The organism is Actinomadura citrea, assembly GCF_013409045.1.
Taxonomy (GTDB): Bacteria; Actinomycetota; Actinomycetes; order Streptosporangiales; family Streptosporangiaceae; genus Spirillospora; species Spirillospora citrea.
The window spans coordinates 4135562-4151963 of record NZ_JACCBT010000001.1 but is presented as its reverse complement, the minus strand read 5'-3'; the positions used below and the strand labels follow the sequence as shown (position 1 = coordinate 4151963).

The 16402-nt window shown below is 73.4% G+C and carries 13 protein-coding genes; 6 read left to right on the top strand and 7 right to left on the bottom strand.

Translation table 11 applies throughout. The annotated features are described in order from the left end of the window. Nucleotides 1-2 precede the first annotated feature (2 nt). Genes BJ999_RS19405 through BJ999_RS19395 form a run of 3 tightly spaced genes read right to left on the bottom strand, consistent with a single transcriptional unit; the run spans nucleotide 3 to nucleotide 2360 of the window. Nucleotides 3-881, bottom strand: a complete 879-nt coding sequence (locus BJ999_RS19405; protein WP_179834599.1) for a branched-chain amino acid ABC transporter permease — start codon at nucleotides 879-881, stop codon at nucleotides 3-5. Continuing rightward, a complete protein-coding gene (locus BJ999_RS19400; RefSeq protein ID WP_179834598.1) occupies nucleotides 881-1588 on the bottom strand; it encodes an ABC transporter ATP-binding protein in 708 nt (235 codons plus the stop codon). The genes BJ999_RS19405 and BJ999_RS19400 overlap by 1 nt, the downstream gene beginning before the upstream one ends. Next, entirely contained in the window at nucleotides 1581-2360 is a 780-nt protein-coding gene (locus BJ999_RS19395) for an ABC transporter ATP-binding protein (protein WP_179834597.1), read from the bottom strand. The genes BJ999_RS19400 and BJ999_RS19395 overlap by 8 nt, the downstream gene beginning before the upstream one ends. A 237-nt stretch (nucleotides 2361-2597) precedes the next feature. Between BJ999_RS19395 and BJ999_RS19390 the strand changes: the two genes are divergently transcribed. Continuing rightward, the gene (locus BJ999_RS19390; protein ID WP_179834596.1) at nucleotides 2598-3200 is read left to right on the top strand and encodes a TetR/AcrR family transcriptional regulator; all 603 of its coding nucleotides are present in this window, start codon (nucleotides 2598-2600) and stop codon (nucleotides 3198-3200) included. A gap of 18 nt (nucleotides 3201-3218) precedes the next feature. Here the strand turns inward: BJ999_RS19390 and BJ999_RS19385 are convergent, their stop codons facing one another. After that, nucleotides 3219-4865: a long-chain fatty acid--CoA ligase gene (locus tag BJ999_RS19385; protein ID WP_218935135.1), complete on the bottom strand. Its 1647-nt coding sequence runs from the start codon at nucleotides 4863-4865 to the stop codon at nucleotides 3219-3221. A 770-nt stretch (nucleotides 4866-5635) separates the two neighbouring features. Between BJ999_RS19385 and BJ999_RS19380 the strand changes: the two genes are divergently transcribed. From BJ999_RS19380 to BJ999_RS19365, 5 genes are all read left to right on the top strand, one after another. After that, on the top strand, nucleotides 5636-7318 hold the full coding sequence (locus tag BJ999_RS19380) for an MFS transporter (protein ID WP_179834595.1): 1683 nt from the start codon (nucleotides 5636-5638) through the stop codon (nucleotides 7316-7318). Continuing rightward, nucleotides 7234-7608 (top strand): helix-turn-helix domain-containing protein, encoded by a 375-nt coding sequence (locus BJ999_RS42160; protein ID WP_229810564.1) that lies wholly within the window; start codon nucleotides 7234-7236, stop codon nucleotides 7606-7608. Before BJ999_RS19380 ends, BJ999_RS42160 begins: the two co-directional genes overlap by 85 nt. Nucleotides 7609-7616: 8 nt before the next feature. Further along, entirely contained in the window at nucleotides 7617-8480 is an 864-nt protein-coding gene (locus BJ999_RS19375) for a CE1 family esterase (RefSeq protein WP_179834594.1), read from the top strand. A gap of 69 nt (nucleotides 8481-8549) precedes the next feature. Further along, nucleotides 8550-8849: a trypco2 family protein gene (locus BJ999_RS19370; protein ID WP_179834593.1), complete on the top strand. Its 300-nt coding sequence runs from the start codon at nucleotides 8550-8552 to the stop codon at nucleotides 8847-8849. Beyond that, the gene (locus BJ999_RS19365) at nucleotides 8846-13855 is read left to right on the top strand and encodes a trypsin-like peptidase domain-containing protein (RefSeq protein ID WP_179834592.1); all 5010 of its coding nucleotides are present in this window, start codon (nucleotides 8846-8848) and stop codon (nucleotides 13853-13855) included. The genes BJ999_RS19370 and BJ999_RS19365 overlap by 4 nt, the downstream gene beginning before the upstream one ends. A gap of 12 nt (nucleotides 13856-13867) precedes the next feature. Here BJ999_RS19365 and BJ999_RS19360 read toward each other — a convergent pair whose 3' ends face one another. Genes BJ999_RS19360 through BJ999_RS19350 form a run of 3 tightly spaced genes read right to left on the bottom strand, consistent with a single transcriptional unit; the run spans nucleotide 13868 to nucleotide 16394 of the window. After that, entirely contained in the window at nucleotides 13868-14077 is a 210-nt protein-coding gene (locus BJ999_RS19360) for an MbtH family protein (protein WP_179834591.1), read from the bottom strand. Between the two features lie 14 nt (nucleotides 14078-14091). Further along, on the bottom strand, nucleotides 14092-15360 hold the full coding sequence (locus tag BJ999_RS19355) for a lysine N(6)-hydroxylase/L-ornithine N(5)-oxygenase family protein (RefSeq protein WP_229810550.1): 1269 nt from the start codon (nucleotides 15358-15360) through the stop codon (nucleotides 14092-14094). Nucleotides 15361-15374: 14 nt separating this feature from the next. Further along, nucleotides 15375-16394, bottom strand: coding sequence for an iron-siderophore ABC transporter substrate-binding protein (locus BJ999_RS19350; protein ID WP_218935134.1), 1020 nt, complete (start codon nucleotides 16392-16394; stop codon nucleotides 15375-15377). Between the last annotated feature and the right edge of the window lie 8 nt (nucleotides 16395-16402).

Sequence of the window (16402 nt, the reverse complement as noted above, 5' to 3'; positions counted from 1 at the left end):
GGTCACACCCTCCGTCCGGCGCTCGCGGCGAACAGGCCGTTCGGTCTGATCATCAGGACGGTGATGAGGGCGGCGAGCGCCCCGAGGGCGACGAGCTCCGAGCCGAGGTAGCCGGACACGTAGCTGAGGGCGCAGCCGAGCAGCAGCCCGCCGGTGACGGCGCCCGTGGCGCTGTCCAGCCCGCCGATCACGGCGGCGGTGAACCCGAAGACGAGCATCGCGTCGAACTGGGCGGGCCCGACGAACACCGACGGGGCGATCAGCACCCCGGCGAGCGATCCCACGAGCGCGGCGAGCGCCCAGCCGAGGGTCAGCATCCGGCCGACGCGGACGCCCTGCAGCCGGGCGATCTCGGGCGCGAACGCCGACGCCCGCAGCCGCAGCCCGAGGTCGGTGCGGACGAACAGCAGCGTCAGCAGCACCATGACCGCGGCGACGGCGCCGATGACGAACAGGTCGAACGGCGACAGCAGCAGCCGCGTCCCGCCCGCGGACAGGCCCTTGATGGTGAAGGCGGGCGGGTAGGAGTGCGGCGTGTCGCCCCAGATCATGCCCGCGGACGCCTGCAGAAGCACCAGCAGGCCGAGGGTGACGATCACCGCGTTCAGCGGCGGCTTGTTCTCGACGGGGCGGACCACGACCCGTTCGACGACCGCGCCCAGCACCAGCCCGGACGCCAGGGCGGCGCCGAGCGCGAGCCAGTAGGAGCCGCCGGCGTCGATGACGCTCCAGGCGAGGAACGTCGTGAACATCAGCATCCCGCCCTGCGCGAAGTTCACGACGCGGGTGGAGCGCCAGATCAGCACCAGGGCGAGCGCGACCGCCGCGAACACCGCCCCGGAGGTGATGCCGGCGAGCGTGAGATTGAGGAAGCGCACCATCAGAACCCCAGGTAGGCGTGGCGGAGGCGGTCGTCGGCGGCGATGGCCGCGGCGGTCTCGTCCGCCACGACGGAGCCGAGGTCCAGGACGACGGCGCGGTCGGCGACCGACAGGGCGCTGCGCGCGTTCTGCTCCACGAGCAGCACGGTCCGGCCGTCCTCGTCGCACAGCCGCCGCAGCACGGCCATCAGCTGGGCGACCACCCGCGGCGCGAGGCCGAGGGACGGCTCGTCCACCAGCAGCAGCCGCGGCGCGCCGGTGAGCGCCCGGGCCAGCGCGAGCATCTGCCGCTCGCCGCCGGACAGGGTGGCGGCGGTGCGGGACCGGCGCTGCGCGAGCGGCGGGAACAGCTCGTACATGTCGGCGACCCGGCGCGCGAGGGCCGCCCGGTCGCGCCGCCACAGCCCGCCGAGCCGCAGGTTGTCCTGCACGGTCAGCTCGGTGATGACGCCGCCGCTCTGCGGGACGTGCGCGACGCCGAGCCGGACGATCTCCTCGACCGCCGTCCCGGTGATGTCCGCGCCGTCCAGCTCGACGCGTCCCGAACGGGGCCGCAGGAGGCCGGAGACCGCGCGCAGCAGCGTGGTCTTCCCCGCGCCGTTCGCGCCGAGCACCGCGGTCACCGAGCCCTCGCCGACCGACAGGTCCACGCCGCCGAGCGCGCGGACCGCGCCGTAGGAGACGGTCAGGTCCTTCACCTCAAGCACCGGTGACCTCCTCGCCGAGGTAGGCGTCGAGGACGGCCGGGTCGTCGCGCACGCTCTCGGGCGGGCCGCTCGCGATGACCCTGCCGAAGTCCAGCACGACGACCTGGTCGCAGACGCTCATCACGAGGTCCATGTGGTGCTCGACGAGGACCACGGCGGGCCCGCCGCGCAGCCCTCGGATCAGCCCGGCCAGCTCGTCGATCTCGGTCGCGGACAGCCCGGCGGCGGGCTCGTCCAGCAGCAGCAGGTCGGGCTCGGCCACGAGCGCGCGGGCCAGCGCGACCCGCTTCTGCACGCCGTAGGGCAGTTGCCCCGGCAGCCGGGCGGCCTCGTCCGCGACGCCCAGCTCCGCGAGCCGGGTCATGGCCCGCCCGCGCAGGGCCGCCTCGTCGCGGTCGGCGCGCGGAAGCGCGAAGAGGCCGGACCAGAACCCGGCCCTGGCGTGCGGGTCGGCGCCGACCATCACGTTCTCCAGCACGGTCAGCCCCGGGAACAGTCCGAGGCCCTGGAGGGTGCGGGCGATGCCGAGCCGCGTCAGGTCGTGCGGCCGATGGCGGCCAAGGAGCCGGCCCCGCCAGCGCACCTCGCCCGCCCCCGGCCGGACGAAGCCGCACACGACGTTGAAGAGCGTCGTCTTGCCCGCGCCGTTCGGGCCGATCACCCCCGTGACCCGGCCCTGGGGCGCCGTGAGCGACACCCCGTCCAATGCGACCAGCCCGGCGAAGCGGACGGTCACCTCTCGAAGTTCCAGGATTGCAGAGGAGCCGGACATGTCGCCTCACCTCGCCGATGAATCAGCGCGAATCCCCCGAGGCCAATTGCACATACCGACTGGTCGGATTCACCGAAGATAGAATCACTGGGCGCTCCGGTCAACAGCCGATTTTCCGCGGTCCCGGCGCACGCCGCGGCGGTTCGTCGCCGGGCGGTAGGCTGATCGGCGATCTGCGGGCGGCCGCGCCGGGGCGGCACGAGACCCCGGGGGGCGTTCCCGGACGGAGGTGGAGTGATGGCGCAGGCGCCCGCGGGCCGGATCCCCGGCACCCTGCCGCTGCCGGACCGGCTGCTGGCCGTGGCGACCCGGATGTTCGCCGAGAAGGGCTTCGAGAACACCTCGGTGCAGGAGATCGTGAACGCCGCCGGGGTGACCAAGGGGGCCATGTACCACTACTTCGGCTCCAAGGACGACCTGCTCTACGAGATCTACCACCGGCTCCTCGGCCTGCAGACGTCCCGGCTGGAGCAGATCGCGGGCGGCCCCGGCACGGCCGCCGAGCGGCTCCGCGCCGCCGCCGTCGACGTCCTCAACACCTCGTTCCTCTACCTGGACGACTTCACCGTCTTCTTCCGCTCGACGCACCTGCTCTCCCGCGACCGCCGCGAGGCCGTCCGCGCCGAGCGGCGGCGCTACCACGAGCGCTTCCGCGCCCTGGTCGAGGAGGGCCAGCGCGAGGGAACGTTCCGCACAGAGACGCCCGCCGACATCGCCGTCCACTTCTTCTTCGGCACCGTCCACCAGATCGGCGCCTGGTACCGCCCGGGCGGCCGCCTCAAGACGGCCGCCATCAGCGAGCACTACGTGGACCTGTTCCTCCACGGCCTGGAGAAGTAGCGGGCGCCGCGCCGCCCGTCAGCGCTCCACATGCTCGATCTTGAGCGCCGCGTCCCTGTGCCGGGCGCGCAGGGGCTTCTTGTCGAACTTGCCGACCGTGGTCTTCGGGATCTCCTCCAGGAACGTCCAGTACTCGGGGACCTGCCAGCGGGCGACCTTGCCCGCGAGGAAGGCCGCCAGCTCCCCGGGAGCGGCGGACGCGTCCGGGCGCAGGACGACGCAGGCGAGGGGGCGCTCGTCCCACCGGGCGTCGGGGATGCCGATGACGGCGGCCTCCGCCACGGCCGGGTGGGCCATGAGGTGGTTCTCCAGCTCCACCGAGGAGATCCACTCGCCGCCCGACTTGATGACGTCCTTCGCGCGGTCGGTGATCTGGTAGAAGCCGCGGTCGTCGATGGTGCCGATGTCGCCGGTGCGCAGCCAGCCGTCGTCGAACTTCCCGGGCGCCGGGTCGCGGTGGTACGCGCCGGTGATCCACGGACCGCGCACCTCGATCTCACCCACGGACTCGCCGTCCCACGGCAGCTCGGCGCCGGAGTCGTCCACGATGCGCATCTCGACGCCGGCGGCGACGCGGCCGGACTTCAGCCGCCAGTCCATGTCCTCGTCGGTGCCCGGCTCGACGCCCGGTGGCGGGAACGCCATACCCCCGAGCGGGCTCGTCTCCGTCATGCCCCAGCCCTGGATGATGCGCAGCCCGTACCGCCGCTCGAAGCGCTCCAGGAGGACGCGGGGCGCGGCGGCGCCGCCGGAGGTGCCCGCCCGCAGCGACGACAGGTCGATCTCCTCCTGCTCCCCCAGCGCCAGGATCCCGTTCCAGATCGTCGGGACGGCGGAGGCCAGCGTACTGCGCTCGGCGGCGATGAACTTCGCCAGGTGCTCCGGCTGCATGAACGGCCCCGGCATGTGCAGCGTCGCCCCGGACAGGAACGCCCCGTACGGCAGGCCCCAGGCGTTGACGTGGAACATCGGCACGATGGTCAGGACGCGGTCGGCCTCGGTGATGCCCACCAGCGACGCCGACTGCACGGCCATCGCGTGCAGGAACGTGGAGCGGTGCGAGTACACCACGCCTTTGGGGTCGCCCGTGGTGCCGCTGGTGTAGCACATGGACGCGGCGGATCGCTCGTCCACCTCCGGCCAGGCGTAACCGGGCTCCTCCGCGGCGAGCAGCTCGCCGTAGCGCAGGACGGGCGCCCCGTTGCCGTTGGCCTCCAGGGCCGAGGCGTCGCCGTCCCCGACGACGACGAACGCCTCGACGGCGGGAAGCTCGTGCACGACGCGCGCCAGGAGCGGGACGAGGCTGTCGTCGACGACGATGACCTGGTCGTCGGCGTGGTTGATGATGTGCGAGAGCTGCTCGGGGAACAGCCGGATGTTCAGCGTGTGCAGGACCGCCCCCATGGCGGGCACCGCGAAGTACGCCTCCAGATGCTCCTGGTTGTTCCAGCAGAACGTCGCCACCCGGTCGCCGGGACGGACGCCCAGCCGGGCCAGGGCGGACGCGAGCCGCTCGGCGTTGGCGGCGATCTGCGCGAAGGTCGCGCGGCGGGGCGCGCCGCCGCCCGTCCACGTCACGCACTCGCTGCGGCCGTAGACGCGCGCCCCGTGCCGCAGGATCGCGGCGACGGACAGCGGAAAGTCCTGCATCGTGCTGAGGATCATGGCATTTCTCCGGGAAGGCCCGCGATGGCGACAGGAACGGGCCGGGTGCGCGGAATTCCGCACATACCGACCGGTCGGTTCACCATATTTTCGACACCGCCCCGCCGTCAATGATCCATCGCGGGCGGCGACGCATCCCGCACGCGGACGGGCATCCACGGCCGCCGGGGCCCGAGAAGGCCGGGGGCTGGACGGTTCCGCGGCTCCGCCCCGGCACCGTCCAGCCCCCGGCTTGCCACCGGTATATGCGGCTGACGCGCGGACTCCCCTCCTCGCAGCCCGCCGGCACCGCCATGGTCCGGTTCCCACCTTCCCAGCGCTCGTGCTCCACGACATGTCACACACTTCAGCGCCGCGATGGTCCACCTGGGGCGACGCGGCGCAGACACCCCTGCTGGACCAGTCCAGTCCCCGCCACGGCCCGCGAATCGCACCACGGCAGCAGCACGCGACCAAGCAGCGGCCTCCCGCGCCACCTCTAACGACGAGGATGCCGCCCGTGTCGTCTTGTACCGTCCGGTCGGTATGGCGCAAGGTGTTATGCCATGCATGCGGCGTCGGCGCATGCGACATGGGCAGGCTCGCATCTCTGTCAGGCGGGTATCCGCACGTGGACGAGGGCATACCGACTGGTCGGTTTCGCCAGGTCCAAGTTATTGCCATTTCGACTTACCGGGTTTACGTTGACCGGACGGTGACGGCGAGCGTGCACGCCGACGCCGTTCATGGACCGGTTCTCGGGGGAGATCAGCGCCCGGAGGAGTTCCTTTATGTCCGTTTCCTCGTCCACCGAGCCCGGCACCGGGCGGAGCGGCGCCGCACCGGGTCTCGCCGCCCGGTTGTGGCGCCGCGACCTGCCGCACTACCCGGAGACGGGGCGCCGCTACGCCTGCCTCGCCATCGTCGTCGTCACCACGGTCGTGCTGTACTACCTGCTCTACATCCAGTACGCCGTCGCGACGTCGATCATGTCCCACTACGGGATGTCGTTCGGCTTCTTCATCCTGCTGTCGGTGGTCGGCAACGCGATCGGCGCGTTCGCGTCGCTGCTCGCGGGGCTCGCCGACCGGTGGGGCCGCGCGAACCTCGTGGTGTACGGCCTGCTGGTCGCCGGCCTCCTGGTCCTCGTGCTGCCGCAGGCGCCGGACAAGACCACCTTCCTGGTGCTGTTCGCGGTGCTCAGCTTCATCGAGGGCATCGTGCTCGTCGCCACGCCGGCGCTCATCCGCGACTTCTCGCCCCAGCTCGGCCGCGCCACCGCGATGGGCTTCTGGACGATGGGCCCCGTCCTCGGCAGCCTCGTCGTCACCACCGTGACGAGCGCGACCCTGGACACCTCCGGCTGGCAGGACGAGCTGCGCTTCGCGGGGTTCGCGGCGCTGGCGGTGTTCGTCGTCGCCCTGTTCGGCCTGCGGGAGCTGTCCCCGGCACTGCGCGACCAGATCATGGTCAGCATGCGGGACCGCGCGCTGGTCGAGGCGCGCGCCAAGGGCATCGACCCCGACCGGCAGACGTCGGGCCACTGGCGGCAGATGATGCGGCCGGACGTCGTCGGCTCCGCCTTCGCGATCAGCGTCTACCTCCTGCTCTACTACGCGGCCGTCGGAAACTTCGTCATCTACTTCTCCGCGACGTTCGGCTACAGCGAGCAGCGCACCAACGGGCTCGCCAACTGGTACTGGGCGGCCAACGCGGTCGCGCTGGTCGTCGCCGGGCTGCTGTCGGACCGGCTCGGCGTCCGCAAGCCCCTCATGCTCGCCGGCGGCATCGGCTCGGTCGCGGCCACGGCCTACTTCGCGCGACTGGCCGTCCACCCGGACACCGGCTACTACACCTTCGCCTGGCTGTTCGTCGCGATCGGCGTGTTCGGCGGCCTGGCGTACGCGCCGTGGATGGCGAGCTTCACCGAGACCGTCGAGAGGCACAATCCGGCGGCCACCGCGACCGGCCTCGCCGTGTGGGGCTGGATCCTGCGGATCGTTGTGGCGTGCTCGGCGGCGTTCGTCCCGGTGGTGGTGACGTCGGTGACGCCGCTCGTGGAGCACGGCCACGAGGTGAAGGCGGCGTCCGAGCAGGCGGCGCCGGCGCTCGCCGTCGTGAACGCGCATCCGCAGCTGTTCGCCGAGCTCGGCAGGTACCCGGAGGGGTCCGCGCCGCCGGAGCTGCAGGCTCGCGCCGCCAAGGAGGTGGGCCTGCCGGGCCTCGCCGCCGTGCAGAAGGCGCAGCCGCAGCTGAAGGTGCTGAAGGAGCACGGCGCCGAGGTGACCAAGGCCTCGCAGCAGGGCCCCGGCCAGTGGCGGAGCTGGTGGTACGTCTGCCTGGGCGGCCAGATCGTGTTCCTGCCGTTCATCTTCGTGATGACGGGCCGCTGGAGCCCCAGACGCGCCCGGGAGGACGCCGAGGCGCACCGGCGCGCGATCGACAAGGAGCTGGCCGCGCTCGCCCGGGACTGAGCCCGTCCGCTGCGGCTTCGTCAGCGGTACCGCCTCCATGCACCTCCTCCAAGTACCGCCTCTACCCGACCGCGGGCCGGCGCCAGGCGCCGGCCCGCGCGTTCGGGTGGGCGCGGACGGTGTTCAACGACGGGCTGCGCGCCCGGCAGAACGCCCACGCGGCCGGCCGGCGTACATCCGCGGCGGCGTGTCGTCCTCCGGCGCCGCGCCGCCCTGCGCGCCGGCCGCCAAAAAGCGCCGGACTTTTCTGCGCGCCGGTGCGTAGCCCGGCGGGGCGCGGCGGGCGTTAGATCGCGCTATGAAGATCGCCGTGCGGGCGGCGATGATCGTGGCACTCCTCGCGACGCTCATCGCCCACCCCCTGCCCGCCGGAGCGTCCAAGGACGCCCCGGGAACGTCGAAGCACACCATTCCCATGGGCGACTGGAACCGCCCCTACCTGCTGCACCTCCCGCCCCAGCGCGAGGCCGGCGCGCCGCTGCCGCTCATCGTCGCGCTGCATGGCGGGCTGAACGACTCCGAGTACGTCCGCGAGCAGAGCGGGCTCGACGCGACCGCCGACCGCCACGGCTACGCCGTCGCCTACCCCGACGGGCTCCTCGGCACCTGGAACGCCGGTGCCTGCTGCTGGTTCGCCCGCTGGACCGGCGTCAACGACGTCGCGTTCCTCGACAAGCTGATCGACACGCTGGTGCGGCAGGGCGTCGCCGACCCCCGGCGCGTCTTCGTGACCGGTTTCTCCAACGGCGGCGGCATGGCGTACCGGTACGCGTGCGAACGGTCGGACAGGATCGCCGGGATCGCCGTGGTGTCGGGCGCCCTCGCGATCGGCTGCACACCCAGAAGACCGGTGTCGGTGCTGGCCTTCCATGGGACGTGGGACCCGTCCGTCCCCTATACGGGCGGCGGGAACATGGACGCAGACGTCCATTTCCCGTTCATCCCCGTCCAGGTCGTCATGGAGTTCTGGAGATGGGTGGACAAGCTGCCCGCGCTCTCGTGGCCGGTGCCGGACGGGCCGGACGACTGCGTCGGCACGGGCCCGGGCCCCGTCGTCGTCGGGCTGTGCACCCGGCAGCGCGGCGGCCACGAATGGCCGGATTATGCCAGCGAGCTCATGGCCAGGTTCTTCGCGGACAGGCCGTCCCTGCCGAAGACATGACCTCCCTTCAATTCAAGCCGTCCCGCTACAAAGCGCTAAACTCTCCCCACTCACGAGTAATGGGGAGCAATGCAGGAAATCGGCTTGGCAGAGGCAGTCAAAGCGATCCGCGACGAGCTGGCGCGCGCTCAGCGTGAGGGCGCCGAGGAGGAGATCCGCTTCAGCGTTGGGCCGGTCGAGGTCGAGTTCGAGGTCGCCATGGTCCGGGAGGGCGGCGCCAACGGCAAGGTGAAGGTCTGGGTGGTCGAGGTGGGCGCCTCGGGCAAGCTCGCACAGACCACCAGGCACCGGGTGGCGGTCACGCTCGATCCCCGGGTCGACGGCAAGCCGATCGAGGTGGGTGACCGGCTCCGCAAGCCCGGCCGGTGATCCCTGACGAACCACGCTGGCGCACCGTCGAGGTGCTCGTCGGGGAGGGCGAGGAGGGCTACGGCACCGGCTACCGGCTCTCCGCCGGACTGGTGCTCACCTGCCGGCACGTCCTGGCCTCCTCCGGTGCGGTGACGGTCCGGCTCGTCACGCCGGACGAGTCGGTCTCCGTCGCCGCCGAGCGGGTCTGGACCGCCGAGGGCGCCGAGGTCGACCTGGCGCTGCTGCGGGTCATGGACGGCTCGCTGCCCGCGGTGGCCCCGGCGGTGCTGGCGGACGTCGACCCCTGGAGCACCGGGCGCGCACGGTTCGTCTCCTGGGGTTTCCCCGCCTCCCACGACCGCGAGAGCGAGCTCGGCGGCGTCCGCGACGTCGACCAGGTGGACGGCGACGTCCTCCTCGGCGCCAACGTCAAGACGGGCCTGCTCGACCTGCACCGCGACGACGCCCCGCAGCGCGCGGGCCGCCGGTACAAGGGCCTGTCCGGCGGCCCCGTCCTGGTCGGCGGCAAGCTGGTCGGCGTCGTGCGCTGGGCCGAACCGGACGGGCCGCTGACCGCCTCCCGCGTCTTCAGCGCCGCCGGGCCGCACCGGCCGCGGATCGCCGGCGAGTTCGTCGAGCCCCAGCCGAGCCGGGAGCGACTGAACGCGCTCCTCGACGGCGCGGGCGTGCGGCTGGACCCGGGGGGCGCGGGGCCGTCCGCGCCGCTGCGCCGGTCGCGGTACTGGTCGACCATCACCAAGCTGCGGGCCCGCTGCCCCGACCCCGCCGACCGGGACGCCGAGCTCGCCCGGCTCCAGGAGTTCGCCACGAGCGGCACGCCCTACCTGTGGCTGGTGGGCGAGCCCTGGGCCGGCAAGACGACGCTCGCCGCCGCGTTCGCCGGGGACCCCGCCCCCGACGTCATCACGGTCGCGTTCTTCGTGTCCCGGTCGGCCGGCTCGCGGCTGGCCGACTACCGGGCCGCACTGGCCGACCAGCTGGCCCCGCTGGTCGGCGAGACGCCGACGCCCGGAGTCGTCCCGGCCGCGTTCGACCTGGACGACCTGTGGCAGCGCGCGGTCGAGCGGGTCACCGCCGACGGCCGCCATCTCATGCTCATCGTGGACGGGCTCGACGAGGACGACCACCTGCGGCACCGCGAGAGCAGCATCGCGGCGCAGCTCCCCGAGTACGTTCCGCCCGGCAGCCACGTGCTGGTGACCAGCAGGCACTTCCCCGAGGTGCCCGCCGACGTCCCGGACGGGCATCCGCTGCGCGAGTGCGAGCGCCGCACGCTCGCCGCCAACGAGGCCTCGCGCGCCTCGCGCAACGCCGCCGAGCGCGACCTGCAGCAGCACCTGCGCGACCGGACGAGCCGCGAGGTGCTCGGGCTGCTGGCGGCCTCCGGCGGCGGGCTGGCCGACGAGGACATCGCCCGGCTCACCGGCCTGGACCTCTACGACGTCCGGGAACTGGTCGAGCAGACCGTCGCCCGGCTGGTCGAGCGGCGGGAGGACGGCGGCCGCGACCGCTACTCCTTCGCCCACGACCTGATCCGGGAGACCACGACCGAGCGCCTCGGCGCCGAGGCGATGGCCGCCTTCTGGGCGCGGGTGCTCGACTGGGCCGAGACCTACCGGACCGGGGGCTGGCCCGCCGACACCCCCCTGTACCTTCTGGACCGGTTCCCGCAGGTGCTGGCCGACAACGGGGACCTGGACCGCCTCCTGCGGCTCAACGAGCCGGGCCGCTGGAGGCGCCTGCTGGAGCGGACCGGCACGGTGGAGCCGGCCGTGCTGACGCTGACCGACTCGATCCGGCTGCTCCTCGCGGCGGACTCCCCCGACCGCGCGGTGATCTACCTGATGGCCCTGTGGCGCGACCAGCTACGCCTGCCCGTCCACGTCCATCCCGAGGTCATCGCGGTGGCCTGGACCGAGCTCGGCGAGCTGGAGCGCGCCGAGCGGATGGCCCGCGACATCCCCGTCGCCTCGATCAAGGCCAACATCCTGATCTCCATGGCGGAGGCGGCGAACCGGTCCGGCACCGAGACCGAGGCGGCGCTGTGGCTCCAGGAGGCGGAACTGCTGGCGGGGGGCATCCTGAGCGGGGTGCGCAGGGCCCGCACCCTGGCCCGGATCGCGCTGGCCCTCGGCCCCGGCTTCACCCGCGCCGAGACCCTGCTGGACGAGGCCACCCGGCTCTTCACCTCCGTCGTTCCGTCCCGGATCCGGCGCAGGGAGCTGATGACGGGCATGGCCTGCGACGCGGCCCGCGCCGGGCTGTGCGACTCGGTGGAGCGCATCGCGCGGTCGTTCGCCGACCGCAAGCACCAGTGGCCGATCATCGTGGCCGCCGCCCGCGCCGCCGCCGAGCAGGGCCTGCAGGAGGACGCCGAGCGCCTGGCCGGCCTCCTGACCCCGGACGACCTGCGGTGGGAGACGTTCGCCGAACTCGTGCGGCTCCTGGCCGACCGGGGCGAGTTCGCGGCGGCCGAGGAGCTGGCGCGGACGTCGGTCAACGGGGCCCGGGCGATCTCCCGGGCGCTCGGCGGCATCCTGCGGGCGCGCGCGCTGCGGGGCGACCGGGCCGCCGCGCAGGCGGTGCTCGCGACCGCGATCGACACCGTCACGGCCAAGGGCGGGCCGTCCCGCCAGGCCGCGCTCGCCGAGCTGCTCACCTCCGTCGTGGACGCGGGGCTGCTCGACGAGGCCGAGAGGCTCATGTCGCTGCTGGAAGGCCATCGCAGGGCGCTCGCCGCGGCCCGCGCCGCCGTCGGCGCGCTCGACGCCGGCCTGCCGGACACCGCGATCCGGCTGATGGGGACGGCCGCCGACCTCGTCTCGCTCCAGCCGCGGCGGCAGTGGGCGCCACTGGTCGAGGCGGCCCCGGCGGTCGCGGCGGAGGGCGACCTCGACGCGGCACGCGGCCTGCTGGCCCTCGCGCTCACCGTGGCGGAGGGGACGTCCCCCAAGGCGGCGCGAGCGGTCAACCTCTTGATCAAGACCCATGTCGCCGAGCTCCAGGGCGCCTCCGGCGTGCTGGAGGCGGGCATCGAGGCGGCGCTGCGCCTCCCGTCCCAGCAGGACCTGCCGTCGGAGACGGCGCGGACCGCCACCGAGCTCGGCCTCACCGGGCCGGCCCTGCGGGCGGCGGTGCTCGTCGTCGACGTGCACGAGCGCAACACCCTGCTCGGGACGATCGCGGAGCGGGCCGCGCGGGACGGCCGCCTGGAGGTCGTCCACCGCGCGCTGGCCGGCATGAGCCGCACCCGCAAACAGCTGTTCGCGAGCGTCAACGCCGCCGAGGAACTGGCCAAGGCGGGCCGGATCGACGACGCCGAACAGCTGGTCGACCGCGTGCAGAACGGTTTCCGCCGCGCCACGGGACTGGCCCGGCTCGCCCGGATCGTCGGGGCCCGGGGCGAACGCGACCAGGCCGTCTCCTACCTCCTCGCGGCCGAGCAGCTGGCTCCCGCGGGCTCGGTGCGGCACCTGACCCAGTTCGAGATCACGGCCGCCGCCGTGGCCGCGGCCCGGCAGGGCCGCCACGGGGAGGCGGAGCGGATCGCCGCCCTCGTCGACAGTCCCCGGCGGCGGATCTCCGCGCTGGCCGAACTCGCCGAGACCGCCTACGGCGCCGGGGCCTACGCCCGCGTGGCGCGGTTCCTGACCGCGGCCGAGGAACTGCTCGGCGACCTGGACGCCGACTCCCGCGACGCCGTCGCGACGGAGCTGGCGGCGACCGCGGCCCGGGTGACCGACCTCGACACGGCGCGGCGGCTGGTCGCGCTCGTCTCGGATCCGGCCATGGGACTGTCCGCGCTGACCGAGGTCGCACGCGCCGCCCACGGCTTCGGGAACGCCGGCGCGGCGGGGCGGCTGCTGGCCGAAGGGGAGAAGCGGCTGGCCGGATTCGACGCCGACTCCAGCGAGGGGGTGGCGACCGAGCTCGCGGCGGCCGCCGTGGAGATCGGCGACCTGGACCTGGCGGAGCGGCTCGCGGCCGGGCTGGCCGACCCGCGGCTGCGGGTGGAGGTCCTGCTGGCGGTCTGCCGGGCGAGCACCGAGCGGCTGCGGGCCCTGCGCCGCCGGGTCGTCCGCGAGGCGCGCGGGGTGCGCAACATGCGGATCCGCGGCGAGCTGATCGGCTCCCTGGCCGCCGCCGTGGCGGCCACGGGCAACGCGAACCTGGCGGGCAGGACGATGGACGACGCAGAGACGGCCGTCCGCACCATCGCGATCACCAACCCCGAGCCCCGGTGCCGCGGGCTCGTGGAGCTGGCCCTGCTCGCCGACACGCTCGGCGACGCCGAACGCGCGCGGCGGCTGCTGCGCGAGGCCGAGCAGCTCGCCGCGACCTATGTGGACGAGCAGCGCCACCAGCGGGCGCTGTCGCACATCGCCCACGCCGCCGCGCAGCTCGGGCTGCTGGACGAGGCGGAGCGGGTGACGGAGATCATGCGGGCCTCGCGGCTGCCGTTCCCCGCCTGGAACACCCTGGCGGCCGTCGCGGAGCGGGCCGCGGCCCTGGGCGACACCGGCCGCGCCGTCCGTCTCATCGAGGAGGCGCTGCGGATCGCCCGGAGCGTGCGCGACCCCAAGGTGCGCGGCGCGACGTTCGCCGGCATCGCCGCCGCCGCGCTGCGGGCGGGGCTGCCCGAGCAGGCGCAGAGCATCCTCGGCGAGGAGCCGCAGCACCACCACCGGCAGGGCCCCATCCTGCGGGACATCGCCCTGGCCACCGCCGCGGCGGGACGGCTGCCGGAGGCCGAGGGGATGGCCGCCGGGATCCGGTCGCCCGCCCGCCGCCGGGAGGCGTTCGAGGGCGTCATCGCCCGCCTGGTGGAGGACGGCGACCGCGCCGAGGCCGAGCGCCTCATCGTCCAGGGCATCGGGGAGGACGGCTGGCTGCCGCCCCCCGCCGTCATGATGGCGGCACTGCCGGAGGTGATCCCGCCGCTCGGCAACGTCCTGCCCCGCATGGCCGCCTTCGAGGAGGCGGCCAGGGCCGAGCGGTCGTGACCGGCGGCGGGCTCACGGCGCCTCGGCGGCCAGGCTCCGCGGGCGGATGTCCTTCCAGTTGTCCATGACGTACCCGATGCAGTCGGACCGGGAGTCGGGGCCGTGGACGGTCGTCCAGCCGGCGGGGACGTCGGCGAACGCCGGCCACAGGGAGTGCTGGCCCTCGGCGTTGGCGAGGACGAGGAACGTGCCGTCGGGGTCGTCGAACGGGTTGGTCGTCATGCGCTTCCCTTCCTCTAGACGCCGGGGGTGACTCTCGCGGACCGCCGCGCCATGGACCGCACGATCTCCCCGGTGCGCACGGCGGTCATGGACAGCAGCGAGGAGGCGATCCCGTGGCTGTGCTCGGTCGCCCCCTGCAGGTAGACGCCCCACTCGGGGCCGGGCTCGGCGGCGATGCGGTAGTCGCGTTCGACGACCGGGCGCCCGTCCGGGCCGGAGCGGCAGTGCGCGCCCGCCTCGCCGAGCAGGTCGAACGGGTCGCGTTCGCGGTAGCCGGTCGCGTAGACGACGGCGTCGGCGTCCAGGTCCGCGACCTCGCCGGTCGGCAGGAACGCGACCCGGACCCGCGCCCCGCCGGCGCCGCGGTCCGCGACGTCCAGGACGCGCGAGACGTTGAGGATGCGCAGCCGCTCGGCGCCCGCGACCTTCTCGGCGTAGGCGCGCCGGTACAGCTCGTCGATGAGGTCGAGGTCCACCACGGAGTAGTTGGTGTTGCGCGAGTACTCGAACAGCATGCGCTTCACGTCGCCGGGCGCGGCGTAGTAGTGGTCGACGGCCTCGGGGTCGAAGATGCGGTTGGCGAAAGAGCTGTCGTCGGCGGGCGAGTACCCGTACCGCGCGAAGACCGCGCACACCTCGGCGCGGGTGAAGGTGCGGTGCAGGTACTCGACGGCCTCGGCGGCGCTCTGCCCGGCGCCGACCACGACGATGCGGCGCGGGTCCCAGTCCCCGCGCTCGGCGAGCCGGGTGAGCAGGTCCTCGGTGTGCCAGATCCGCTCCCCCGCCTGGACGCCCTCCGGCAGGACGGGTTCGAGCCCCGCGCCGATGACGACGTTGCGGGTGAGGTGCGTCTCCAGTTCGTCGCCGCGCCGTACGACGACCTCCAGGGTCTCGTCGTCGTGCGGGCGGAGCGCGACGACCTCCGTCCCGTAGCGGACGCGGTCCTCGAACGCGGCGGCGGCCCATTCGAGGTAGTCGTGGAACTCCAGCCGCGTCGGGTACATCGTCTTGTGGTTGACGAAGTCGACCAGCCGGCCCCGGGCGTGGAGGTAGGCCAGGAACGAGTACGTGCTGGCGGGGTTCCGCAGCGACACCAGGTCCTTGAGGAAGTGGACCTGCATGGTGGCGCCGTCGATCAGCATGCCGCGGTGCCAGCCGAACGCGGGCTGCTTCTCGAAGAACACCGCGTCCGCGCCGCCGTGCTCCTCCTCGAGCGCGACGGCGAGCGCCAGGTTGGACGGGCCGAACCCGATGCCTACCACATCGCGGACGGGGGTGTGCATGTGCTCCTCCGGCATCAGGCGGGCTTGGCCGCGCTCGCGGCCTTGGCGATCTGCGGGACGACCTGGTCGATCACGTAGGGGACGGCGAGCGGGGTGGGGGTGCGCAGCGGCCAGAACGACTTCAGGTCCAGCGCCACGTACGAGCCGCGCTTGACGGCGCCGAGCCCGGCGAACAGCTTGTTGCCCTCGATCTTCTTCTGGGTGGCGGGATCGTCGTTGTAGTGGCTGAGCAGGACGTCCACGTCCAGGACGGAGACCTTCTCCATGCTCAGCTCGGCGGCGAACCCGTCGCCGGGCAGCTTCTTCAGCGACTCGGGCAGCGTCATGCCGAACTGCTGGAGCAGTTTCACGCTCGTGTCGTCGCCGGACTTCATCACGCCGATGTTGCCGTTGGGGAAGACGCTGGTAAACGCGAACTCCTTGCCGGTCAGCTCGGGGTGCGCGGTCTTCACCCCGGCGATCTTCGCCTCGACGTCGGCGACGAGTCTCCTGCCGTCCTCGGGACGGCCGATCGCGGCGGCGACCTGCTGGGTGATCTGCTGCCAGGAGTCCTCGGCGGGGCCGTTCTGGTAGGCGAGCGTCGGCGCGAGCTTGGAGAGCTTGCCGTACTCCTTGTCGATGGCGAAGTCGCCGGCGGCGAGGATCAGGTCGGGCCGCAGCGCGGCGATCTCCTCCAGGTTGAAGCCCGCCTCGCCCGCCTTGAGCAGCTTGGGCTTGTCGCGGGTCAGTTCGGGCGCGCTCCAGGGGGCGAGTCCGTCGGGCTGGACGCCGGTGAGCTCGGCCATGCCGACGGGCGTGACGCCGAGGGCGAGCAGCGCGTCCTGGTCGACCTCGCCGAGCGCGACGATCCGCTTCGGCGCGGCCTTCACCTCCGCGGAGCCGAGCTTGTGGGCGACGGTGACCGGGAAGGCCCCGGCCGCACCGCCGGAGCCGCCGGAGCCGCCGGTGGGCTCGTCGTCGCCGCAGGCGGCGACCGATCCGAGTCCGAGGACGAGCGCGGCGGCGACGGTCAGGCGCCGCATCGTGGTGCGCATAGCGGACC

Coding starts and splice junctions, on each gene's coding strand:
- BJ999_RS19395 (WP_179834597.1), bottom strand. CDS start 2,360: ATGTCCGGCTCCTCTGCAATCCTGGAACTTCGAGAGGTGACCGTCCGC.
- BJ999_RS19360 (WP_179834591.1), bottom strand. CDS start 14,077: ATGACGACCAACCCGTTCGACGACCCCGACGGCACGTTCCTCGTCCTC.
- BJ999_RS19370 (WP_179834593.1), top strand. CDS start 8,550: ATGCAGGAAATCGGCTTGGCAGAGGCAGTCAAAGCGATCCGCGACGAG.
- BJ999_RS19375 (WP_179834594.1), top strand. CDS start 7,617: ATGAAGATCGCCGTGCGGGCGGCGATGATCGTGGCACTCCTCGCGACG.
- BJ999_RS19380 (WP_179834595.1), top strand. CDS start 5,636: ATGTCCGTTTCCTCGTCCACCGAGCCCGGCACCGGGCGGAGCGGCGCC.
- BJ999_RS19390 (WP_179834596.1), top strand. CDS start 2,598: ATGGCGCAGGCGCCCGCGGGCCGGATCCCCGGCACCCTGCCGCTGCCG.
- BJ999_RS19385 (WP_218935135.1), bottom strand. CDS start 4,865: ATGATCCTCAGCACGATGCAGGACTTTCCGCTGTCCGTCGCCGCGATC.
- BJ999_RS19405 (WP_179834599.1), bottom strand. CDS start 881: ATGGTGCGCTTCCTCAATCTCACGCTCGCCGGCATCACCTCCGGGGCG.
- BJ999_RS19355 (WP_229810550.1), bottom strand. CDS start 15,360: ATGCACACCCCCGTCCGCGATGTGGTAGGCATCGGGTTCGGCCCGTCC.
- BJ999_RS19350 (WP_218935134.1), bottom strand. CDS start 16,394: ATGCGCACCACGATGCGGCGCCTGACCGTCGCCGCCGCGCTCGTCCTC.